Here is a 22,646-nt window from a genome sequence, read left to right on the forward strand (position 1 = left end):
GGACAGGAGGCAGCGGTCATGGACCTTGGACTGAAGGACCGGGTGTACATCGTCACCGGTGGCACCCGCGGTCTGGGCAGGGCCGCCGCGCGCGAACTGGTGGCGGACGGGGCGAGGGTGGTCGTCAGCGGCCGCGGCGAGAAGTCGGTGGCCGCCGCCGAGGCGGAGCTCGGCGGCCGGGGGCAGGCGGTCGGTGTCGTGGCCGACAACGCCGACCCCGTTGCCCCGGGCCGGCTCATCGGCGCGGCACGCGATGCCTTCAATCGGCTGGACGGGGTGCTCATCAGCGTCGGGGGCCCGCCGGCAGGTACGTCGGACACCATCGACGACGACCTGTGGCGCGCCGCCTTCGAGTCGGTCTTCCTCGGTGCGGTGCGGCTGTCCCGCGCCGTCGCGGCGGAGCTGGACGGGGGAGGGGTCATCGGCTTCGTCCTCTCCAGCTCCGTGTACGAGCCGATTCCCGGTCTCGCGCTCTCCAACGCCTTCCGGCCGGGCCTGGCCGGTTACGCGAAGAACCTGGCGAACGAGCTGGGACCCCGGGGCATCCGAGTCGTCGGCCTGGTGCCCGCCCACATCGAGACCGACCGGGTCCGCGAACTCGACGCGCACACCGGCCACGCCGACGCCGCCCGCGCCCGTGCGACCGCCGGTGTCCCTCTGCGCCGCTACGGAACCCCCGAGGAGTTCGGCCGCAGCGCCGCCTTCCTGCTGTCGCCCGCCGCGTCCTACCTCACGGGCGTGATGCTGTCGGTCGACGGGGGCGTGCGCAGGAGCTTCTAGGGCGTGCCCGGCCGGCCAGGCCGCAGACGCGGGGCCCGGCACGCCCGTCTGCGGCAATGCCGTCGGCGGAATTCAGGGGCGCAAGGCGACGTCGACGGCCGTGGTGAGCTTGCCGACGAATGCCGGACGGTCGGCGACGCGGTGCTTCCAGCCCTCGGCGGCGGCGTTCAGGACCTCGGCGATCTGCCGCGGGGTGACGCTTGCGGTGGGCCGGCCGGAGGCGGCGACGGCCTCGGTGAGCGCGTCGAGGAAGGCGCCCCGGTAGTCGTCGTACATGCTCTGGAGCTGTGCCGTGCCGTGCTCCAGCAGGTCGTCGACGCCCTCGTTGATGTGTGTGCCGACGTACCGGCCCAGATTGGCGTCGAGCGCGGCCACCAGACGCGCGTTGAGGTCCGCGCCGGGCGCGGCCAGCGCCGTGCGGACGTCGCCCAGGGCCTCGTCCAGCGCCTGCCGCATGGTCTCGCGGAACAGCTCCTCCTTGCCGGAGAAGAGGAAGTACAGGCCGGGGCGGGAGATGTCCGCCGCCTGAGCCACCGCGTCCATCGACGTCTTGCGATAGCCGAACGTGGCGAAAACGGTCAGTGCCGCCGCGAGCACCTGCTCGCGGCGCTGGGTGTCCCCCCGGGTCGCTGCCATATGCACACCATACCGAATGAGCATGCTATACATGTTTTGTAGATTCTGTTTAGTAGTGAGTGTGGGTGCAGAGGCCACGCCACGAGAGAGGGCAGCATGCGCAAGACCGTTCTGATCACAGGTGCTTCGACAGGTATGGGCGAAGCGGCCACCTTCGAGTACGCCGCGCGAGGCTGGAACGTCGTGGCCACCATGCGCGACACGGCCAAGGCCAATCCGGCCTTCGCCGGCCTCGGCAACGTCCTGGTCACACGCCTCGACGTCACCGACGCCGCCGTCATCGAGCAGGCCGTCAAGGAGACCGTCGACCGCTTCGGCGCCATCGACGCCCTCGTGGGCGCCGCGGGCTACGGGCAGGTGGGCACGGTCGAGGAAGTCAGCCCCGACCAACTGCGCGACCAGTTCGAAACCAACGTGGTGGGCCTCGTCCAGGTGATTCAGGCCGTACTCCCGCACATGCGGGAACGCGGCCGCGGCCACATCATCAACATCGGCTCCATGGGCGGCCACGTCAGCCTGCCCACGATGGCCGTGTACTGCGCCTCGAAGAGCGCCGTGCAGAACCTGAGCGAGGGACTGGCCAAGGAGGTCGGCCCGCTGGGCATCCACGTCACCCTGGTCGAGCCGGCGGGTTACAACACCAGCTTCGGGACCAACGCGAAGCTCCCCGCCACGTCCATCCCCGCCTACGCGCCCTCCTACGCCGCCATGGCCGCATTCGACCAGCAGGCGGTGCGGGGTGACCTCGGCAAGTCCATGGCCGCCGTCGCCGACATCACGGGCATCGACGAGCCCCCGCTGCACCTCGCGGTGGCCACCGCCGGCCTGGAGATGGTGCGCGGCCGCTTCGCCGAGCTGATGGACGAGTACGCCCGCTGGGAGCCGGTCACGGCCGGCACCGACTGACGGCGAGCAGCGGCTCACCGATCGCCCGGGGGTGGCAGTCCCGTCGGCCGGCGCGAGGGCGTGTCATGCCGGGGTGCTGCGAAGGAGCGTCAGGCCGAGGTACTGGACGGCCAGCAACGCGACTTCCAGATCGATGCGGCGCTCCTGGACGGGATGGCCCATGATCTCCTCGGCCTTCCGGATGCGGTAGTGCACGGTGTTCTTGTGCAGAATCTGGGCGCCGGCCGTGGCGGTGTAGCTGCAGCCGGTGTCCAGGAAGATCTGCACGGTCTCCCGCAGCCGCGCGCAGTTCTCGTCATCGACAGCCAGCGGGCCCAGAACCTCCCACACCCAAGCGCGCATGTCCTCGACATTGGCGCACATCAAGGCGATCGGAGCCACCCGGGAGTACTCGGTGAACCGGGTACCGGGACTGGCCAGCGTCGCCAGCTCCTGGGTGCGCAGTGCCTGATGGTGCGTGGAGCGGAATCCCCCGATGCCGGGCTCCACGTTCCCCACGCACACATGCACCGAGGGATCAGTGCTGTCGATCGCGTCCGACAGCTGTTCCCAGGAGACGTCGTGGTGCGAGCCGCACGGCAGCCACGCCCAGGACAGCGCCTCGTCCCGGGGAACGAACAGCGGCCGGGCAGGACACCCGAGCGCTTCGGCGATCACGGTGGTCATCCGGTCGAGTCTGGCCAGCCCCGCGCCCGCCTCCGCCAGCGGGGGCAGCCAGGACACCAGCCCGAGGTGGTACTGCCGGATGCGGTAACCCAGAGCCGACTCCGCCCAGTCGAGATCGACGTCCTTCCCGGCGAGGATGTCCCGCACGCGCGCGGCGCGCACGGCTGTCCGGCTCAGCAGCCAGTGGTCGCGCTCGAGCTGGTAGACATCGATGACATGCTCCGTGACCCGGTCGATGTAGCCGAAGCTCAGGCTCAGCATGCGCCAGTTGGTCGCGGCGGCCAGGGACTCGTCGGCGCCCTGACGGTTGAGCTCGTCGAGACACCACTGCAGGAAACGCCAGTGCCCGATCCGGTAGGACCTGATCAGCGCACTGAGGGGTACGTTCCGCTGGGCCAGTCTCCTGGCGTACTCCGAGGCGACCGGGAGCCTCTCGACGTTGTCCAGCGGTATGTCGTTCTCGAAAATGTGCAGGAGCGTGGCGACGTTCTCCGCGACGCTCGCTTCGAGGATCTTGATGACGGTCCCGTCACCTCGGAGCTCCGGGATCTCCGTGAGCAGCTGCTCCCCGATGTCACGGCTGACGTCGGAAAGATGTGCCCCCACACTCTCCGCGACCACGGACAGCTGCTTTGCGGCCTCGGGATACTCCGCAGCCATGCCCCGATCGTACAAAACGAGATCACCGACTGCTCATCGGCGGACCGCGCACGCGGACGTGACCAAGGGGCGGCGGATCAATGTACGCCGGCCACAACCCCTTCAGCGCGGTCTGTACCGCTGTGACCTGGCCGCCGTCCCGTCTCGGCCGCACGATGAGAAGCACTGGTCCCCGACGGCCGGGGCAGGTGAGGCGAGGGCGGTGACCCCACGGATGAACCGGGAGCTCGACGGGCAGTTCGGCGACTACCAGAACGAGATCTACATCGACGGGCTGTCCGGCGTGCTGCCCGCCCTGCCGATGGAGTTCCAGGAGTTGGAGGCACGAGCACAGGCGGCGCTGTCGCCGTCACTGCTGTCGTATGTCGCTGGTGGCGCAGGAGACGAGTCCACCCAGCGGGCCAACGTCTCGGCGTTCCTGCGGTGGGGGCTGGTGCCGCGGATGATGGTCGGCGCGGCTCGGCGCGACATGTCGGTGAACCTGTTCGGGACGAGCCTGCCCTCCCCGCTGTTCATGGCACCCGTCGGGGTGATCGGGCTGTGCGCGCAGGACGGCCGCGGCGACCTGGCCACGGCCCGCGCAGCCGCCCGTACGGGCGTGCCGATGGTGGCCTCCACCCTCAGCGCCGATCCGCTGGAGGAGGTCGCCGCCGAGTTCGGGGAAACCCCGGGATTCTTCTCGCTGTACACCCCCACCGACCGGGATCTGGCCGAGAGCCTGGTGCGCCGGGCCGAAACGGCGGGCTTCAAGGGCATCGTGGTGACGCTGGACACCTGGATCACGGGATGGCGCCCCCGCGACCTGGCAACCGGCAACTTCCCGCAGTTGCGCGGCCACTGCCTTGCCAACTACACGTCCGACCCGGTCTTCAGGGCCCGGCTGGCCAAAGCCCCCGAGGAGGATGTGCGGGCCGCGGTGCTGGAGTGGGCACGGATCTTCGGCAATCCACTGACCTGGGACGATCTCGGCTGGCTGCGGTCGATCACCGACCTGCCGCTCGTCCTCAAAGGCATCTGCCACCCCGAAGACGCGCGCCGCGCCAGGGACGGAGGCGTGGACGGGATCTACTGCTCCAACCACGGCGGCCGCCAGGCGAACGGCGGACTGCCCGCCGTGGAGGCTCTGCCGGGAGTGGTCGAGGCGGCGGACGGCCTGCCGGTTCTGTTCGACTCGGGTGTCCGCAGCGGTGCGGACGTGGTCAAGGCGCTGGCGCTGGGGGCCACCGCCGTGGGTGTGGGCCGCCCGTACGCATACGGGCTGGCTCTCGGAGGCACGCAGGGCATCGTCCACGTCCTGCGCGCGCTGCTTGCCGAGGCCGACCTGATCATGGCGGTGGACGGCTACCCGGCTCTTGAGGACCTCCGAGCGGACGGCGCGCTACGCCGCCTGTGACGCGCGGTGGCATCAACCCCGCCGAACAGCCCCGGAGTTCAGCGGCCAGGCCCTGTCCGGCAGTGAGCACGGCGGGGTTCGCGCAGCCGCGGGACGAGGTGGCGCACGCCGGACGCGCGTGGTTCAGGAGTCCGCGGCGGCGGCCCGCACCCGGCACAACAGGGGGCCTGACCGGGGGAGTGCGGTGCGGTCGATGCGTGAAGAGCCGGGCCGCCCGGCAGCCCGGGGATGCGATGCGTCCGGTGCGCCAGGACGCCCTGTCGCCGCTGCACGCGCCCGCACCCGCGCAGCCCGGCCGGCCGGGACATCCCGGCCGCGGCATCCCGGGCTCTGGACCGAGGCCGGCCGGGGCGACAGGGCGACAGGGCGACCACGGCGGCGTGGCGCGCGGCGGCCGGGGCAGGACCAGCCCGTCGGCTTGCCGCCGCCGGGGCCGTACGGGAGGTGGTGCAGCCGGCGCCTGCCGCGATGCCGGGATCGTCAGGTGCGGCCGGTGCGGCGGGTGCAGCGGATGGCGGCTCGGCGCCCGGAGGGCTTGCTCATGAGCGGTTGCTGCCGGGCTGCTGGTCGCGGCCCGCGTCCCCGAGTTCCTTGAGGAGAAGGGTGAGGGTCGCGAGCCGCTCAGGCCCGAGCAGGTCTTCGATCCAGCGGCTCGTTTCCTGTGCCTGCCGACGGCCCAGAGCCGCTCGTTCGTGACCGGCGGGCGTCAGGGCGATCAGCTGCCGGCGGCGGTTGCCGGGATCCGTGCTCTTGGTGATCAGGTCACGGGCCAGGAGCCGGTCGAGGAGGGGGGTGAGCGTCGACCGGTCGACCGCGGCGAGGGCACCGAGGGTCTTCTGGTCGAGACTTTCGCGCTCGTCCAGGACTTGGAGCACCGCGAACTGTGCGGGCGTGAGGTCGCTGCTGCGCAGCTGCCACGAGGCGTTCACCGCCTGCGAGGCGCGGCGCAGCTGGTGGGCCATGCCGTCGGCCAGCACCCCGTCGTATCGAGCTCCGATCGTCACCGGCTCAGGATACATCCGTGCACTGTGAGTCCGTACACGGACTGTTTGCAACCGAAAGCTTCATCCTCTACATTCGTCCGTGTACGGACTTACCGTGTACGGAAGGTGGTTCCCGTGCCGCGAAGAGTGATCTTGGGAATGACCGGGGCGACCGGCGCCGTCTTCGGTGTCGAACTGCTCCGCCGGCTGCGGAACCAGCCGGACGTGGAAACACATCTCGTTCTGTCCCAGTGGGCCAAAGCGACAATCCATCTGGAGACCAGCCTGTCGGTTCGCGAAGTTACCGATCTGGCGGACGTGACCTATTCATGGAACGATCAGGGTGCGGCGATTTCCTCGGGGTCATTCCGAATTGATGGAATGATTATCGCACCGTGCAGCATGAAGACGCTCGCCGGAATTCGAACCGGATACGCCGATGGTCTCATCCCCCGCGCCGCCGATGTCACGCTCAAAGAGCGGCGTCCCCTGGTGCTGGTGCCGAGGGAGACCCCGCTCAGTGAAATCCATCTCGACAACATGCTGGCACTCTCCCGTATGGGAGCGAGAATCGTTCCGCCGATGCCGGCCTTCTACAGCCGCCCGAAAAGCATCGACGAACTAGTTGAGCATGTCGTTGTCCGAGTGCTGGACCAGCTGGATATCCAGGTGCCGTCGGCGCGGCGCTGGGACGGAATGCCTCGCCCATCCGAATTGAAAGGCGCAAGGGACTGATGTCCGAAACCAATGACCTGCGGTCCTACCTCTCCGCGCTCGACGCGCTGGGGGACATCCAGCGCATCACGCGCGTGATCGATCCGAATCTGGAAGCGGCGGCCGTCACCCGGCGGTCCACCGAGAACGGCCGGCCCGCCCCGTTCTTCGAGCACCTCAGCGGGGTCGGCGAGGGGTTTCGCATGATCGGAGCCCCGGGCGCCCTGTCGAGCGTTCCCGGGCACCCACTGGCCCGGGTCTCCCTCTCCCTCGGCCTGCCGTACACCACGACCGCCGCCGAACTGGTCGAACACCTCAGGCAGGCGGGCACCGGGCAACTGATCCCGCCGCGGCGTGTGGCAGCCGACTCGGCGCCCTGCAAACAGAACATCCTGACGGGGGAAGAGGCCCGTCTCGACCGGTTCCCGATCCCGTTCGTTCACCAGAGCGACGGCGGTCCCTACGTCAATACGTGGGGTGTCATCGTCGCGAGGACACCGGACGGCCGATGGACGAACTGGTCCATTTCCCGAATCATGATGATCGACGACCGGCACATGACCGGACTGGTGCTGCCGGGTCAGCACCTCGGCATGATCTGGCGTGAGTGGGAGGCCATCGGCGAGCCGATGCCCTACGCCCTATTCCAGGGAGGCGACCCGGGCGCTGCCGTCGTCGGCGGAATGACCGTTCCGACCGAGGTCGACGAGGGAGCGTATCTCGGAGCGGTGCTGGGCAGGCCGGTCGACGTGGTGAAGTGCGAGACGAACGACCTGGAGGTGCCGGCCTCCGCCGAGGTCGTCATCGAGGGGTACCTGTCCGCAACGCGTGATGCCGTGGAGGGCCCGTTCGCGGAGTTCCACGGCTGGGCCCTGCCCGAGACATCGCCGCAACCGCTCTTCAGCATCGAAGCGATCACCTACCGCGACGACCCGATCTGGCCGCTGGCCGCCGCCGGGCGGCCTGTCGACGACTCGCATGTCGCACCGGCCGCGGGCATCTCCGCAGAGGTCGTCGCGGTCCTGCAGGGGGCGGGACTGCCCATCACGACCGCCTGGCTGCCGCTCGGCGCCGCCTGCTTCTGGACGGTGATCACGGTCCCGCAGAACTGGCGCGATGTGCTGCCGGGCATGGACACCGCGCGATTCGTGCACCGCATCGGCGAGGTACTGAACGGCACCCGGGTCGGCCGGCTCTCCCCGGTCGTCTACGTCCTCGACGACGACGTGGACCCGGCGAACGACTCGGATCTCCTGTGGGCGCTGGCCACCAGAGTGCATCCGTCGCTCCGTCAGGAGCAGTGGCACGGGCCGATCATGCCGTGGTACCCGTGCTTCCTTGAGGAGGAACTGCACAACGGCTGGGGAGCCATCGTCGTACACGACGCCCTGCTCCCGGCGGTGGGAAGCGGACGCGTTCCGCCCGCCACCTTCGACGGCGTCTTCCCGGCAGCCGTGCGCGCCAAGGTCCTGGCCGCCGAATCCGAGCAGACGGGCGACACCGGCTCCGCCGAGCAGACGGGCGACAGTGGCTCTGCCGCATCGAGCTGACACCTGCGGTGCCGTAGAGCTGACACTCGGGTGCCGTAGAGCCGGCACCTGCGCTGCCGAAGACGTCTGGGACGTAGGCCACCACCAGGTGGTCGTGGCCCGCCACACGACCGGCACGACGCCCGCCCCCTGACCGGCCACAGCCCGGCGGTCAGGGGGCGGGCGTCGGACCGGGCCCAGTGGCCGAGGCGCGGAACCGGGTGGATCGACGTGCGCGGGCCCGTACCTCGCTGAGCGGTGGACGCCGACCGGGTGAATGAGGAATGACGAGTAGCCGCTGGTCGAGTGACCGAGGGGATCTCGCGATCACCGGCGGGTACCGATCAGCGTGCGCGTCGGACCGAAGCGGACAGCGGTCCTCCAACCCCAGGCGTCGAGACATCACTTGTGTGGCACGAGTCAGCGCGGTTGCCGACCCGATGAGTCAGGAAAAGGGACAGTCGTGACCCAGCAGAATGTGACCGTCGCTGTCACGGGAGCGGGCGGCACCGGTGTGGCCAAGGCCCTGCTCACCGCACTTCAGAGGGACGACCGGGTCGGCCATGTCGATCTTCTGGTGTCGGCCAACGGGCGCAAACTGGTGGCCTTCGAATTCCGGACCGGCGAAGACCCGGACTCGGTGGTCCAGGCCCTGGAGGCGACGTCACCGAAAGTACGCTTCCTGGATCCGGCCGACATGTCCGGACCAGTGACCAGCGGCAGCTACCCGAGCGACGCAATGATCATCTTGCCGTGCGCGGCCGGCGTACTCGGACGCATCGCTCACGGCCAGACCGAGAGCCTCATCGAACGAGCCGCGGACGTGATGCTGAAGCAACGGCGCAGACTCGTCCTGTGCCTGCGGGAAGCGCCGCTGAACCTCATCCACCTGCGCAACATGGTTGCTGTCACGGAAGCGGGCGCCACCGTGTACCCCATGATCCCCACGTACTACAACGTGCCCGAGACACTCGCGCAGCTGCGGGACGAGTTCGTCGAACGCGTCCTGCAGTTCCTGGGCCTGCCTGGCACGGACCGCTACCAGTGGGACGGCAGCGACACCGCGGCGCGACGCGAGCACACCCAGGCGCGCTGACGGGTCCGGGGGCCCGGCGCCGGACCCAAGACACGAAGACACGAAGACACGAAGACATCGTGCGGCCCGTCGCGGGGACGAGCGGCGGGAGCGGCGGCGTGGGCACCGGCCCCCCGTGGAACAGGTGAGCTCCGTACGGGCAACCGGTCCTGTCCGGCGAGCCGTTGACGGGGCATCGGGTCTGTCTGCGCGGGGATCCACCCCTCCCGGTTCCCATCCCTGGTCAGGGCGTCTTCGCCCTGCAATATGCTGGCTTGGTGAGTAGCGAACCGGTTCCGCCAGAGGGCACCGCCGTCGAGCTGATGCGGGCGATGACGCGGCTGCGCGCGCGGCTGCGCACCGAGGCGCCGATCGACGACCTGCCGTGGAACTGGTCGCATCTGACCACGCTGCACCGGATCGTCACGGACGGCCCGATGACCGTGAGCGAGCTCGCGCAGGCCGAGCACGTGCGGCGGCAGTCGATGGCGGAGACCGTGGCCGCGCTGCGCGCCGGTGAGCTGGTCACCACCGCGAAGGACCCCAGCGACGGGCGCAAGGCCCTGGTGAGCGCGACCCCGGCCGGGCGGACGCTGACCAAGCGGATCCCGGCGGCCCGTGAGGCGTGGCTGGCCGATGTGATCGGGTCCGCGCTTCGGGCCCCCGAGCGCCGGACACTCGACAAGGCCGCCGAGATCATGAATCGCCTGGCGGACTCCGAGACCGCCTAGCGTCGTGCCGGCTACTGCGCTGCCGTGCTCAGGGCGGCGAGGTCCGCGGTGCTGATGATCTCGGCCTGGTGGGGGAAGACCTTCTCCATGAGCACCCGGTGCACCTCCGGATCGGGGTCGGCGGTGGCGTCGGCCAGGAGGAACAGGCGGTAGTCCTCATCGGCCGCCTGGCGCAGGGTGGTCAGCACCACGCCGCTGGTGGTCAGCCCGGCGAGGACCAGGGTGTCCACGTTGCGGGCGCGGAGTTCGGCGGGCAGGTCGGTGTCGCTGGCGAAGGCGCTGATCCGTGTCTTGCGCACGGTCAGATCGTCCTCCTCGGCCTTCAGCGACTCGTGCACCGCCGTCGCCGCGGTGCCGTCGGTGAGGTACCCGGCCGCGACGGCCTGGGAGAACGTCTTGTTGTGGGCGGGCACGGCGGCGGCGTCCTTGTCCGCGAGCGCGACGCGCACGAAGACGACATGCGCCCCGTGGGTGCGGGCCCAGGCCAGCGCCTCGCCCGCGCGGGCGAGCACGCCCTGCGGGTCGGGCACGGCGCCGAGCACGACGGGCTGGAAGTCCATCAGCAGCAGCGCGGTGCGGGCCGGGTCGAGGGCGGGGGTGGGGGTGGTGTGCGTACCAGTGGTCATGTCAGCGGATCGGCTTTCTGTACGAGGGAGTTCTGTGCGAGTGGGTTCTGTGCGAGTGGGTTCTGCACGAGTGGGTTCTGTGCTGGGCGCGGGGCCCGGATTCCGGGCCCCGGCCGGGGGTTGGTTCGTGTGGTGCCGGTCGGCCCGGGCCAACTGCCGGTCCAGGACGGTCATGACGAGGACGAGAGCGGAGATCGCGACCAGCACCCACGCTATGGAGTGCAGGCCGCTGTCGCTCACGCCGCGGTGGAAGGCGGTGCCGGTGATCGCCGCCGAGGCGATGGACCCGATGTAGCCGAAGGTGCGCAGCAGTCCGGAAGCGGTGCCCAGCGCGGCGGCGGGGGCCTCCTGGTAGAGGACGGTCTGGTTGGCGACCGTCCCGGCGCCGGAGGTCAGGCCGAAGACCGCGGTGACACAGATGACCGCCGCGATCGGGGTGCCGCTGCCCACGAACAGCGTGGCCACCGCGCCGACGAGCAGCAGGACCGCGCAGGCGATCAGCGGCCACCGCACCGCCGCCCGCCGCGACACCACCCGGGCGGCCAGGGCGGTCAGCACACCCATCGGCATCAGCATCAGCCCGGCCTGGTAGGCGGACAGCCCGCGGGCCACCTCCAACCACTGGGTGAGCCCGTACAGGATCACGTACGTGCCCATCAGGGTCAGGCCGTTGCGCAGATAGGTACGGGTCAGGGCGCCGTTGGCGACGAGCAGCCGTACGTCGAGGAAGGGCTGGGCGGCGCGCAGTTCCCAGCCGGCCAGGGCGGCGGCGAGGACCAGGGCGGCGGCGAGCGCGGGCCAGTCCAGGCGCGGCAGCGCGTCGAGGAAGATCATCAGCGCGGTGAGCGAGCCGCCGAAGCCCAGCATGCCGAGCAGGTCGATGCGGGAGGCGAGTGCGCGAGGCGAGCCGAAACGCACCGGGTCGGGGTCCCGGGCGATCCCGGCCAGCGCCAGGAACAGGGCGACGGCGGCTACCGGGATGTTGATCCAGAAGGCGGCGCGCCAGCCCGCCCCGCCGATCAGCAGTCCGCCGATGGCGGGGCCGACGGCGACGGTGGCGGCACCCGTGATCGACAGACCGCCCAGCACCTCGCGCGGCGGGGCCGCGTGGTCGGCCTGTTCGGCGCGGCGGCGGATCAGCAGCATCGCCGCCGGGTAGCCCGCCGAGGTGCCCGCGCCGATCAGGACCCGGGCCACGATCAGTGCCGTCAGCGAGTGGGCCAGCGAGCCGACGATCCCGGCCACGAGCACCAGCGTGATACCGGCCACGAAGATCCGCCGGGGCCCGAACTCCTCGGCGAGACGCCCGGCGGCGGGCTGGGCCAGCGCGCTGGTGAGATAGAGGCTGGAGATCAGGATCGCGGTGTCCCCGACGGGGATGTGCAGGGCCGCGGCGATGGCGACCAGCGCCGTCGCGATGATCGAGCTGTTGACCGGGTTGAGCGAGGCCCCCAGGTACAGCGGCGCCACAAAACGCGCACCGAAGGGATTGCCACGGGGCGCTCCGGCCTCGGATATCCGCTCCGGAGCGCGGGTGTCACCGGCAGACGGCACGGCGCGGCTCCTTCCTCCGGGACCTTCCGCAACGGGGCAGGCCTGCTGGGGAGATCCCGGCGGAGATGAGCAGGCCACCTGACAAATATTATCAGGCAGCCTGCCTATCTCCCTCGGGGCCGTCCACTCCGGCCGCAGAACGGTCCCGGCGCAGCCCGCCGGGCCCCGCGCCCCCTACGGCGACGAACGCGGCGACGCACCCCCTGCCCTCTGCGATCACCGCCGACGCGAACCACGAACGGCACGGCCCCACCACAACACCCTCACGTGGCGAAGCTGGTGAATGGGGGGAGACGCAGCCCCGGCCAGAACTGGAGGGTCGGCGTGCGTGGATGAGTCGCTGGGGGCCACGGCCGCCCGCTGCACGCCGCCCGCTAGCATCCCTTCGTATGACGAGGCGGGGGTGGCGGCTGGGTGCCGTGGTGGTGCTGGCGGCGATCTGCGCCGCCGGTCCAGAACGCCCGGAGGTCATCCGCACGGCGTCGGACCTCGGCCCCCTCCCGGCCGACCGCTACGACTACACGCCGCAGGACTACCAGCGATCGCAGAGTGCATCGGCGTTGCTGATCCGGCAGTGCATGGCGGAGCACGGCCACCCGGACTTCCCGCTCGACCCCCGCTACCCCAGCGATCCCATCGTCGCCACCGCAGTCAGCACCGACTACGGCGTCCTGGATCTCGCCACTGCCCGCCGCTGGGGTTACGGCTGGGACCCGGCGAAGTCCCCGGCCCTCCGGCCGAAGGGCCGACGGATGACCAACGCCGAGTATGCGGACCTCCCCGCCTGCAGCGCCGAGGCGAGCCGGCGGCTGCTGCGCGGCATCGACCTCAAGCGGGACTGGCTCTACGCAAGCACACGGGCGATCGAGGTCGACAAGGCGGTCAAGCGCGACCCGCGCCTCCGCGCGGCCTGGGATGTGTGGTCCCGCTGTGTGGCGGAACAAGGATTCACGCGCTACCCCGACCCCGTCGCGGCGTACACGGACACCGCCTGGCACCGGGGCAGTGACGGCAACACCAGGCATACGCAGCGGGAGCGGGCCACCGCCGTCGCGGACGTCACGTGCAAGCGCCGCCACCATACGGCCGAGCTCTGGCACGCCGCACGGGCGCAGAAGCAGGCCGTGGACATCACACGGCACCGCGACCGCTACGCCGCCGGGCTGCAGGCGCTGCGGACGTACCGGGCCACCATCGCCGAGGTGTTGCGGAAGCTCGGCTAGCGGGCGCCGACGCATCACTGTGAGTCCCGCGAGAACCGACGGACATGTGGCAGCCGCCCAGCCGACTGACCACCGAGTCGGCCCGCCGGGCCCTCGCACTCGCCACCGAGTTCACCTACCAGGAACGTTCACCTACCAGGAACGCCCCAAGATCTCCGAGCAGATCCCGCGTTCCCAGACCGGGAACCCATCGCAGCGTGAGCGTCGACGAAACCGCGGCGGCCGTCCGGCCCGCTGACTCTGCTCCGCGCATTCCGTCACCCCGGGAGCCGCATTTCGTCGGTTCCCCGCGGCCGGCGGGAGGTGCGTGCGCCGGGCTCGGGGTGCTTCCTGCGCTGTGCGGCCGACCTTCGGCAGATTGGCCATGCCCCACCGGCGGTGGACACAGACGATGTTCAGGTCCCTGGTCCTCGCATCTGCCGTTGAGCAAGACGATCCAATGCATCCCCAGCAGCAGTTCCTCGTCACCGAGAGCGAATGTACGCAGCCCCGACCGTGCCAGGTGCAGGAGGGAGGACGACCGTGGCCTGAGTGGGACCGATGGCGGCGAAAGCATGGCCCCGCAGATGCCAGCCCCAAAGTGCTGTCCCGTGGACGGAGGTGGCTCGGCTCAGGTGGTGGCAGCCAGGGGGGCGGTGGCTTCCCAGACGAACCCGTCCGGGTCGCTGAACGGGCTGGCGGCGCTGGAGAGCACGAGCCGGTGCGATCCGGTGCCGTCGGCGGGGACACCCGCGTCCTTGGCGAGAGCGCGGCGCTTGTACAGGGCCAGTTTGACGGGGCCCGACCCGGTGGCGAACTCGACGTACTTGCCGCCGAAGCTCTTGCCCACGGTGAGGCCCTGCTCGACGTAGAACTGCTTGCTGGCCTTCACGTCCTCGACGCCCAGCAGGAGCACGAGCTCGTCGAAGTCCCGGGTGACCGGGCCTGTGTCCTTCTTCGTCGACGTCGCGATCTTCCAGATCGTACCGTCCGGGGCCTGAACGACGCCGCCGTAGCCCCACAGCGACTTCGAGGTGGGCTTGAGGGCGGTGGCGCCGGCGTCGAGGGCCGCGCCGACGAGGGCGTCGACGTTGCCCGGCTGGGACACCACGAGCGACAGGGTGAAACCGCGGAAGCCGGTCGTGGGGACTTCGCAGGCGCGCAGGCGCACGTGCGAGGAGTCCAGTCCGAAGGCGGTGGAGTAGAAGCGGGCGGCGGCCGTGGTGTCGGCCACCTCGAGGGAGACGGAGTCGATGGAGTTCATGTCTTCGACGGTAGGGGCAGCCGGGTCGCCGATGCTTCTCCAAAACTGCCCAGTCTGGCCGCGGCCCGGGGCCACGGACCCGAGCGGCCCTCCGACCGCCCCCCCCGAGCCGTGGTCGGCGTTGAGCAGCCGGGTAGTGCGGCGCGCACCGGCCACGAGGAGGCTGCCCGCAAGGCGATGCAGCTGAGGGCAGTCTGATCCGGGTGATCCGGGTGATCCGGGTGATCTGGGGGAGGGCGGGAACAGCCCGATTCGCTCCAGGACCGGTGAAGTCTGCGGACTGTCCCGAGTCGGGCGGACGTCAGACGACGACAAGACGTCGCTGTTCGGCCGCGACGGGATGCCGGACAGGAGCGAGGCCGCCGAGCACGACCACGGCCCGCTGCACATGTACGAACTCGACGTCTTCGCCCGCCTGGAGACGAAGTGGCGGCAGTGTCGCGAGGCACCCTTCCCCCGGTCCGTTCCTGGATCGTTGCTACGGTTCACCGGTGTCTGACTCTTCACGCGATACCGCCGAAGGCGCCGGCTGGGGCACCCTGGAACACGGCGAATACAAGCACCTGATGCCGCACCAGGTCGACAAGGTCTCATGGCTCAACCCGAAGACCCTGTGGGCCGCACGCAACGGCGTGCTGGCTTCCTGGTTCGGGGACCCCACGGGCCGCACCCGCAGCCGCTGGGTGGCACAGCGGACGGCCGCCGGAGCACCCGCCGCCAAGGTGATCCGGCGCGACGACCCGGACCACTTCTCCTTCATGGTCATCGGAGACACCGGCGAGGGCGACGACCCCCAATACGCCGTCGTCCCCGGCTTCCTGAAGGTCAGTCAGGGAACGAAATTCGCCGTCATCGCCAGCGACGTGATCTACCCAGTCGGCCGGACGGATGACTACGGCACGAAGTTCTTCCGCCCGTACCAGGACTACCAGGCACCCATATACGCGATACCCGGCAACCACGACTGGTACGAAGACCTCGGTGGCTTCATGCGCGTCTTCTGCGACGACGCCCCGCCACTCGCCCCGCAGCCCGCGCCGCGCCCCCTCTCACGGGCCTGGCTGCGGTCGCTGCTGTGGCACCGGCCGCACCCGGCCGACGGACAACACCTCACTGAGGCACGCAAGTTGCGTTCGTCACCAGCCCAACAGGCCGTCCAGCCGGGCCCGTACTGGGCCATCGACGCCGGTCCGGTGCGGATCATAGGCATCGACACGGGACTTCTGGGAACCATCGACGCCGAGCAGGGCGCATGGCTGCGCGAGGTGTCCAAGGGACCTCTCCCCAAGATCCTCGTCACCGGCTCGCCCCTGTACGTGGACGGCGAACACCACCCTTGCCCCATCGAAGGCGGCGGCACCGTCGACGACCTCGTCCGCGACCCGGACCACCGCTACCTCGCGGCCATAGGCGGCGACATCCACAACTACCAGCGCTACCCGGTGCAGGTCGACGGCCGCACCATCCAGTACGTGGTGTCGGGCGGCGGCGGAGCCTTCATGCACGCCACCCACACCATCCCCCGCGTCTCCGTCGCGAACGTCACCGAGCAGGAGTTCCGCTGCTACCCGCTGCGCGGCGACTCCCTCGCCTTCTACAGCAGGCTCTACGGACACCGGCTCCGCCTGCGCCGCCTGTTCACCCTCACCGAGGCCGAGGCGACAGCCGTCGTCGCCGAGCGCCTCGGCATCCCGCCGACCCGTACCCAGGGCCCGCCCGCCCGCGTCACCCGGCGCACCCGTCTGATCGCGAACCTGCTGGGCGCGGGCGGCCGCCCCGAGCGCACCTCGCGCTTCCGCCTGCCCGTGCGGAAGATCTACACCCAGCTCTTCTCACCGAGCTCGGCGACGTACAGCCCGCCGTTCTTCAAGTGCTTCCTGCGCCTGGACGTCACCCCGGAGTCGGTCCGGCTGCGCTGCTTCGCGGCCACCGGAAACCGCGCGCAGGAACTCGACCCGCCGGTCGAGGACGAAGTCGTCATTCCGCTGACCTGAACGCCTGGGGACCCGGACGCTGTCCCGCACGGCAGCCGGTGCGGTTCCTGCGCCGCCGCGTGATCCGGGACGCTGGGACTGCGCTACCATTGATCTTGAGCAAGCCGCTGAACTTCCGGCGGTCGGCCTCGCGTTGGTGGTCCAAGGAAAGACGCCCCGCTTCCTGCGGGGAGATGCAGGTGCAAGGCCTGCCCGGCGCTCCGCACAGCCCCGCCTCCGGTCTCCCGGAGACGGGGCTGCTTTTTTGATCGCCGGGGGACCGCGGCGCCGCGCCAGGAGACCTCTCGGGCAACCGGACGACAGTGCCGCCGACGAGTCGCCGTCCCCCCGGGTGGCGGCCCCGGCCGCCTGCGCGGACCGGGGCTTCCACGCCCGTCCGCGCGGCGGAATCAACTGGGCGGCCCGGACGGAGGACCAGTGACGTTTCTCCGGTGAACCGCTTGCGCCATTGAGGTGAGTAAAGCAATTACAAGGAGAGAGTCCGGTGTCGCTATAGGGATCCTCTTGTTCTGGCAAAGGGTGGTCGTGTTGCGGCGGTCCTCGCCAAGTGACGTGTTCAACCCCACGAGAGGAACCGGACGTTGACCTACGGGAAGAAGCTGAGGGAACAGATCGCCGGGCCGGAGACCACTCCGCTGATCGGCGTGTATGACATGTACTCGGCGTCGATCGCGGCCGAGCACTACGACGGGATGTTCGTCTCCGGCTTCGGCTTCGCGGCCTCGTACTACGGGCTGCCGGACATCGGCTTCATCGCCTGGCCGGACATGGTGGCGTTCGTCCAGCGGCTGCGGGGCGCGTTCCCGCGCCACCACCTGCTGGTGGACATCGACGACGGATACGTCGACCCCGAGGTCGCCTGCCATGTCGTGGAGGGACTGGAGCGGACCGGGGCGTCGGGAGTGATCCTGGAGGACCAGAAGCGTCCGCGCCGGTGCGGGCACGCCGACGGCAAGCAGGTGCTGCCGCTGTCCGAGTACCTCGCCAAGCTGGAGATGGTACTGGCGACCCGGCAGGACCTGGTGGTGGTGGCCCGTACGGACGCCACCGACGAGAACGACATCCTGCACCGGGCCGAGAAACTGGCCGCGACCGACGCGGACGTGGTGCTGGTCGACGGAGTACGCAGCGTGGAATGGATCCGGCGGATCCGCAAGGTGGTCGGCGACAAGCCCCTGCTGTTCAACCAGATCGCGGGCGGGAAGTCCCCCCGGCTCTCGCTGACCGAACTGTCCGAACTCGGCGTGGACGTCGCCATCTACAGCACCCCGTGTCTGTTCGCGGCCCACCAGGCCATGCACTCCGCGCTCGCCGACCTCAGAAGGGCGGACGGCCGGCTCCCCGTGGTGAACACGGCGGACGGCGTCGGCGTCAAGACCGCCACCCAGCTTCTGGAGCGCAACATCGCCCGGCTGCGGCCGGAACCCCAGGGCGTGAGCGCGTGACTCCGGCACGCGTCCCGCCACCGCGACTGCGCACGGCCGCCGTGCTGTCGGCGGCCCTGCTGGGCGCCGCGGCAACACCGGCGGCCGCGGGCGACAGCCTGATCACCGTCCTCGACAACTCGCACGCCGACTCGATCCTCGAGGTGGACCGGACCGCGAACATCCAGCAGGGCAGCGGAACAGCCGGCAGCGACCACGAGGGCAGCGCCGTCGACATGATCGAGGCCTTGGTCGCGGCGCACCAGCACGAGGAGGACCACGATTGACCGCTGACCGCTGACCGCTGACCGCTGACCGCTGACCGCTGACCGCTGACCGCTGACCGGCCGACGACGGGACGCCGAGGGCCTGCCGCTCGGGGGCAGGCCGCAGGAAGGTGACGGGGCTTGCCCGGCCCGGGTGAGCGGGTCCGGCTGGAGGCCCTGCGCGAGCCGGGCGGACGGCCGGGCGCAGCTGCCGGCTCTGGAGGGGCGGCCCGTGCGAGGGGCGGCCCATGCGAGGGGCGGCCGCTTCACGCCGTACGGCCACGACCCTCCTGCCTACGGCTGCTCCCGCCCCCCGGGCCGCGCCCCGGCCGGTGTGGCAGGGCCGGACCGGACCGGACCGGGGGTCGGCGGAGCCGATTCCCCCCAGACGGCGGCGTTACGCGTGTTCGTCGGCCTCGCCGAACGGCTCCGGGCGTCCCCGACCGCAGCGGCCACGCAGAGGCCCGGGGGAGGGCAGGGCCCCGGGGGAGAGGGAGGAGGGGGCAGCGGTCGAGCCGGCAGGGACAACGCACGCGAGCCGTTCTTCCGACGGCGCACCCCGCCTCGCACCGCAGCGAGGGAAGCCAAACGTGCGGCGAACAGAACGCGGCGTTCAGCTACCTGCCACCACATGGCCACGGCCGCTCAGGACCGTGCCTTGCGAACCCAACGTTCCTCATCTGGAGGGCACATGAGCACAGCAGGGCACCACAACCGACTGGACAGACGCGCACTGCTGCAGGCCGCGGTCACCATACCCGCGGCCGGCGCGGTGGCGACCGTACTCGAGGCGACCGCGGCACACGCCGACACGGCAGCCCCCAGCGGCGGCCGGTCCCACTTCGACACCGAGAGCCCCCGCTTCGCGCTGGCCGTCCTGCCCGACACGCAGTACCTCTTCGACGCCGACAGCTCCGACCCGGCACCCCTGCGCGCCACGTTCCGCTATCTCGCCGCCGAGCGGGAGGAGGCGAACATCGCCTTCATGACGCACCTCGGCGACGTCACGGAACACGGCACCGAGCAGGAGATCGCACTCGCCGCCGACACCTTTAGGACCATCCACGGCAAGGTGCCCTACAGCGTCCTGGCGGGGAACCACGACATCCGCTCCTCCACGGACGACCAGCGCGGCGACTCCGCCTACCTCGCGGAGTTCGGACCCCAGCGCTACGCCTCGATGCCGACCTTCCGCGGCGCCTCTCCCGACGGCTACAACAGCTACCACGTACTGCGTGCGGCGGGCCGGGAGTGGCTGGTCCTCGCCCTCGACTGGCGGGTGTCGGACAACGGACTGCGCTGGGCGCAGGGGGTGCTCGACGCGCACCCCACGCTGCCCGCCGTCCTCACCACGCACGACCTCGCCTGGTCGGACGACGACGGCGCGGCGCAGCTGTCGGACCACGGGAGGCGGCTGTGGGACGGTCTCATCCGCGGCAACGACCAGATCTTCCTCGCGCTGGGCGGCCACTACTGGCCGCCGGGGCGCACCGTGTTGACGAACGACGCCGACAACGATGTCCACGTCCACATCACCAACTACCAGGACCGCTACTACGGCGGCGCCGGGATGATCCGCCTGTACGGCTTCGACCTGGTCCGCAAGGTCATCGACGTCGAGACCTTCTCGCCGTGGTTCCTCGCCTGCGACCCGCACAAGCGGTCGCCGTTGGAGGCGGAGACGATCGAACTGACCGGCCCCACCGACCGGTTCAGCCTGAGCGTCGACTTCGACGAGCGCTTCAAGGGCTTCGCCCCGGCCGCCTCGCCGAAGCCGCGTCCGGCATCCGCCGTGATGCCCCGCGGCACGGTCGCGTACTGGCGTTTCGACGCGTCCGGGACGGCTGCGGCCGGATCGCCGGGCGCCACCGTGGCCGACGGAGCGGTCGTGCGCGACCTCACGGGCAACGGCAACCACCTGACCGTGAGCCGTCTGCACTCCAGTGGGCCCGACGCGCTCACCTGGTCGGCGGACCACCACCCCGGCCAGCCGGCACACGCCAGCCTCCGCTTCGACGGCGGCAAGAGCCCGGACCGCGGTGCCGTGCTGACGACCGCCGCGGGCGCCGCCCTCAACAGCGAGAAGTTCACCGGCGGCTACACCATCGAGACGTACCTCATGCTGCCCGAGCCGTTCGAGGGTGACCACAGCTGGATGGGCATCCTCAGCTGGGAGGGCCGCAACGGAGACGCGGGCAAGACCACGGGCTGGTCCCCGCTGGAGCCCACCTGCAGCCTCAACCTGTCGCCCGAGAGGTTCCTCCAGTTCGTCGTCTACCCCTACAAGCAGGACGCGGACCCCACGTCGTGGAGCCACGCCGTGCCCGTCGGCCGGTGGATCCACATCGCACTCGTCAACGACGGCCGCCGGACGGTGATGTACGTGGACGGCTCGAAGATCGCCCGCAATCCGTCGCAGCCGTCGACCGGCATCACCACGCTCGGCAAGCCCTTCGTCATCGGCGCCACGCAGTTCGACGAGCGGTTCGGGCAGGGCTTCTACGGATGGATCGGCGACACCCGCGTCGTGAACAGGGCCCTGGCCACCCGGGACTTCCTGACCCCCTTCGAGTGAGCGGCACACTTCCGCACATGTGACGGCACCGCGGGCGCACGCGGGGACCTGAACAAGCGGCTGCGCACCCGGCGCCCGGGGGTCCACCGTGGCGCCGGACGGGCCTGCCGGGGTGACTGCCGCCGGGTGAGCGCAGATACCACACATATGGGTGGGAGCATGGCCGCGGCCTTGGCTGCCGTCGCCACCCGAGTCGGGGCAACACCACCCGCGCCAACGGCTGAACACCCGTGCGCGCGCCGGCCGTAACCGGCCGCCTGCGTTTCACCGGTGTCCGCCGATTACGGTGGGTGGAGGGGTAGAGGAGAAGGAGATCAGGTGCCCTCCGACGAACAGCGCCACGAGCTCGCCCAGTTCATCCGCAGCCGGCGAGAGCGGCACCGGCCCGAGGACGTGGGGCTTCCGTCCGTCGGCCACCGGCGCACTCCGGGCCTTCGGCTCGAGGAGGTGGCGACCATCGCCGGCGTGAGCATCACCTGGTACACCTGGCTGGAACAGGCGCGCGAGATCCGTGTCTCGCGTCAGGTGCTCGGCAGCTTGGCAGGCGCTCTCGGTCTGGACGCCGCGGAGCGGAACCACCTCTTCCGCCTCGCGGGCGAGATGCCGCCCGGCGACACCGCCTCCCGGGTCCGCGCCGAACTGCCCCGGCAGTACGAACTGTTGCTGGCCCACCTCGACCCGAACCCGGCCTTCATCGTCAACCCCCGCTTCGACATCCTGGCGTGGAACCGAGGCTGCGAACTCCTCTCTGGAGACCTGGGCCGCCCTGCCCGAGCCGCGCTCCCCAACCACATGTCTTCCTTGCCCGACCGATGCTGTCCCCCCGGCCGCACACCAGCCAGATACGCGTTGTACTGGTGGGACCGGTACCAGGAACGCACTGCTCGGCGGCCTCACCCGCTGCCGAAGTCCTGTCGCTGCACAGGGCCGCCGAGTAGTTCCTCCCAGACCACGCTTGATCAGCACCCCTCCACCAACCGACTCGGAGCAGCACCCCTTCCAGTCGTGCCGGCGATTCCCTGGAACGGACCAGCAATGGGATACCGATGGCTCCTGCGGAATCAGGCGCCCACTGTCCCGTCGACACCCTCACGCAGAAAGTCCGCGTGCCCGTTGTGGCGGCCGTACTCCAGGAGCACATGCACCATCACCATTCGCAGCGATACCTCCTCGCCCCATCTCGGCTGATACCCGGCCCGGTCCAGGGACTCGGCCTCCCGCTCGATACGGCGCGAGTTCTCCACCTCGGCCTCCCAGGCCACGAACGCCTCGTCCCTGGTCGACGCGCTCGCGTCGTAGGCCGCCTGAAAGTCGATCTTGTCGGACCAGACCATGGGAGCGTCGTTGTCCTCGAACACTCGACGGAACCAAGCACGCTCCACCTCCGCCATGTGCCGCACCAGACCGAGCAGCGAAAGCGTGGACGGCGGCATCGACTGCTGCCGCAGCTCCTCGTCGGTAAGCCCTTCGCACTTCATGGCGAGGGTCGCGCGGTGGTAGTCGAGAAAAGCCCGCAGCATGTCGCGTTCGCTTCCAAAACTGGGCGGTCCTATGCGATTGTCGCTGGTCACTGGCCTTGCTCCTCATCCGCGCCTGTATTGAGGGCCAGAATCTACTCCCGTCGGCTGTCCCCATACGAGGCCCGTCCACCGGACCTGACTGTCACCA

At 70.3% G+C, this 22,646-nt stretch carries 19 protein-coding genes and 1 pseudogene; 14 read left to right on the plus strand and 6 right to left on the minus strand.

The genetic code is table 11. From position 1 onward, the window contains the following. The first annotated feature begins 18 nt into the window (after nucleotides 1–18). On the plus strand, nucleotides 19–780 hold the full coding sequence (locus FNV62_RS45070) for an SDR family oxidoreductase (protein ID WP_097287612.1): 762 nt from the start codon (nucleotides 19–21) through the stop codon (nucleotides 778–780). A gap of 72 nt (nucleotides 781–852) precedes the next feature. Here the strand turns inward: FNV62_RS45070 and FNV62_RS45075 are convergent, their stop codons facing one another. After that, entirely contained in the window at nucleotides 853–1,416 is a 564-nt protein-coding gene (locus FNV62_RS45075) for a TetR/AcrR family transcriptional regulator (protein ID WP_164657671.1), read from the minus strand. Nucleotides 1,417–1,512: 96 nt separating this feature from the next. Between FNV62_RS45075 and FNV62_RS45080 the strand changes: the two genes are divergently transcribed. Further along, nucleotides 1,513–2,322, plus strand: a complete 810-nt coding sequence (locus FNV62_RS45080) for an SDR family NAD(P)-dependent oxidoreductase (protein WP_143610182.1) — start codon at nucleotides 1,513–1,515, stop codon at nucleotides 2,320–2,322. A gap of 63 nt (nucleotides 2,323–2,385) precedes the next feature. On the opposite strand, the gene FNV62_RS45085 is transcribed toward FNV62_RS45080, so the two are convergent. Next, nucleotides 2,386–3,648 carry a PucR family transcriptional regulator gene (locus FNV62_RS45085; protein ID WP_143629405.1) on the minus strand — a complete coding sequence of 421 codons (1,263 nt, stop codon included), beginning with the start codon at nucleotides 3,646–3,648 and terminating at the stop codon, nucleotides 2,386–2,388. A 214-nt stretch (nucleotides 3,649–3,862) separates the two neighbouring features. On the opposite strand from FNV62_RS45085, the gene FNV62_RS45090 reads away from it, so the two are divergent. After that, a complete protein-coding gene (locus FNV62_RS45090) occupies nucleotides 3,863–5,041 on the plus strand; it encodes an alpha-hydroxy-acid oxidizing protein (RefSeq protein ID WP_144316572.1) in 1,179 nt (392 codons plus the stop codon). 539 nt (nucleotides 5,042–5,580) lie between these two features. Here the strand turns inward: FNV62_RS45090 and FNV62_RS45095 are convergent. Further along, nucleotides 5,581–6,045, minus strand: a complete 465-nt coding sequence (locus FNV62_RS45095; protein ID WP_164331854.1) for a MarR family winged helix-turn-helix transcriptional regulator — start codon at nucleotides 6,043–6,045, stop codon at nucleotides 5,581–5,583. A 114-nt stretch (nucleotides 6,046–6,159) separates the two neighbouring features. On the opposite strand from FNV62_RS45095, the gene FNV62_RS45100 reads away from it, so the two are divergent. The 4 genes from FNV62_RS45100 to FNV62_RS45115 all read left to right on the plus strand — a co-directional run bounded on the left by FNV62_RS45100 (nucleotide 6,160) and on the right by FNV62_RS45115 (nucleotide 10,073). Beyond that, nucleotides 6,160–6,759 (plus strand): non-oxidative hydroxyarylic acid decarboxylases subunit B, encoded by a 600-nt coding sequence (locus FNV62_RS45100; RefSeq protein ID WP_225900614.1) that lies wholly within the window; start codon nucleotides 6,160–6,162, stop codon nucleotides 6,757–6,759. Beyond that, entirely contained in the window at nucleotides 6,759–8,288 is a 1,530-nt protein-coding gene (locus FNV62_RS45105) for a UbiD family decarboxylase (RefSeq protein WP_143604002.1), read from the plus strand. The genes FNV62_RS45100 and FNV62_RS45105 overlap by 1 nt, the downstream gene beginning before the upstream one ends. A gap of 442 nt (nucleotides 8,289–8,730) precedes the next feature. Continuing rightward, nucleotides 8,731–9,363 carry a UbiX family flavin prenyltransferase gene (locus tag FNV62_RS45110; protein WP_060897432.1) on the plus strand — a complete coding sequence of 211 codons (633 nt, stop codon included), beginning with the start codon at nucleotides 8,731–8,733 and terminating at the stop codon, nucleotides 9,361–9,363. Nucleotides 9,364–9,620: 257 nt separating this feature from the next. After that, a complete protein-coding gene (locus FNV62_RS45115; RefSeq protein ID WP_143604004.1) occupies nucleotides 9,621–10,073 on the plus strand; it encodes a MarR family winged helix-turn-helix transcriptional regulator in 453 nt (150 codons plus the stop codon). A gap of 11 nt (nucleotides 10,074–10,084) precedes the next feature. Here FNV62_RS45115 and FNV62_RS45120 read toward each other — a convergent pair whose 3' ends face one another. Beyond that, nucleotides 10,085–12,253: an MFS transporter gene (locus FNV62_RS45120; RefSeq protein ID WP_144316174.1), complete on the minus strand. Its 2,169-nt coding sequence runs from the start codon at nucleotides 12,251–12,253 to the stop codon at nucleotides 10,085–10,087. A 389-nt stretch (nucleotides 12,254–12,642) separates the two neighbouring features. Between FNV62_RS45120 and FNV62_RS45125 the strand changes: the two genes are divergently transcribed. Beyond that, entirely contained in the window at nucleotides 12,643–13,476 is an 834-nt protein-coding gene (locus FNV62_RS45125) for a hypothetical protein (RefSeq protein ID WP_225900615.1), read from the plus strand. Nucleotides 13,477–14,086: 610 nt separating this feature from the next. Here the strand turns inward: FNV62_RS45125 and FNV62_RS45130 are convergent. After that, nucleotides 14,087–14,719, minus strand: coding sequence for a glyoxalase (locus FNV62_RS45130; protein WP_144316176.1), 633 nt, complete (start codon nucleotides 14,717–14,719; stop codon nucleotides 14,087–14,089). A gap of 340 nt (nucleotides 14,720–15,059) precedes the next feature. On the opposite strand from FNV62_RS45130, the gene FNV62_RS45135 reads away from it, so the two are divergent. The 6 genes and pseudogenes from FNV62_RS45135 to FNV62_RS58175 all read left to right on the plus strand — a co-directional run. Continuing rightward, nucleotides 15,060–15,218, plus strand: coding sequence for a hypothetical protein (locus FNV62_RS45135; RefSeq protein WP_164657672.1), 159 nt, complete (start codon nucleotides 15,060–15,062; stop codon nucleotides 15,216–15,218). Further along, the gene (locus FNV62_RS45140; RefSeq protein ID WP_144316177.1) at nucleotides 15,211–16,713 is read left to right on the plus strand and encodes a metallophosphoesterase family protein; all 1,503 of its coding nucleotides are present in this window, start codon (nucleotides 15,211–15,213) and stop codon (nucleotides 16,711–16,713) included. The genes FNV62_RS45135 and FNV62_RS45140 overlap by 8 nt, the downstream gene beginning before the upstream one ends. A gap of 581 nt (nucleotides 16,714–17,294) precedes the next feature. Continuing rightward, a complete protein-coding gene (locus tag FNV62_RS45145; protein ID WP_143604009.1) occupies nucleotides 17,295–18,158 on the plus strand; it encodes an isocitrate lyase/PEP mutase family protein in 864 nt (287 codons plus the stop codon). Then, the gene (locus tag FNV62_RS45150) at nucleotides 18,155–18,424 is read left to right on the plus strand and encodes a hypothetical protein (protein ID WP_181360956.1); all 270 of its coding nucleotides are present in this window, start codon (nucleotides 18,155–18,157) and stop codon (nucleotides 18,422–18,424) included. Before FNV62_RS45145 ends, FNV62_RS45150 begins: the two co-directional genes overlap by 4 nt. A gap of 670 nt (nucleotides 18,425–19,094) precedes the next feature. Continuing rightward, a complete protein-coding gene (locus FNV62_RS45155) occupies nucleotides 19,095–20,978 on the plus strand; it encodes a LamG-like jellyroll fold domain-containing protein (RefSeq protein ID WP_144316178.1) in 1,884 nt (627 codons plus the stop codon). 393 nt (nucleotides 20,979–21,371) lie between these two features. Beyond that, nucleotides 21,372–21,704 (plus strand): annotated as a pseudogene (locus tag FNV62_RS58175) (helix-turn-helix domain-containing protein); the annotation flags it as partial. A 335-nt stretch (nucleotides 21,705–22,039) separates the two neighbouring features. Here FNV62_RS58175 and FNV62_RS56255 read toward each other — a convergent pair. Then, the gene (locus FNV62_RS56255; protein ID WP_060895750.1) at nucleotides 22,040–22,549 is read right to left on the minus strand and encodes a DinB family protein; all 510 of its coding nucleotides are present in this window, start codon (nucleotides 22,547–22,549) and stop codon (nucleotides 22,040–22,042) included. Nucleotides 22,550–22,646 lie beyond the last annotated feature (97 nt).

Origin of the sequence: Streptomyces sp. RLB3-17, from assembly GCF_007113425.2 — a bacterium.
Lineage (GTDB): Bacteria > Actinomycetota > Actinomycetes > Streptomycetales > Streptomycetaceae > Streptomyces > Streptomyces mirabilis_D.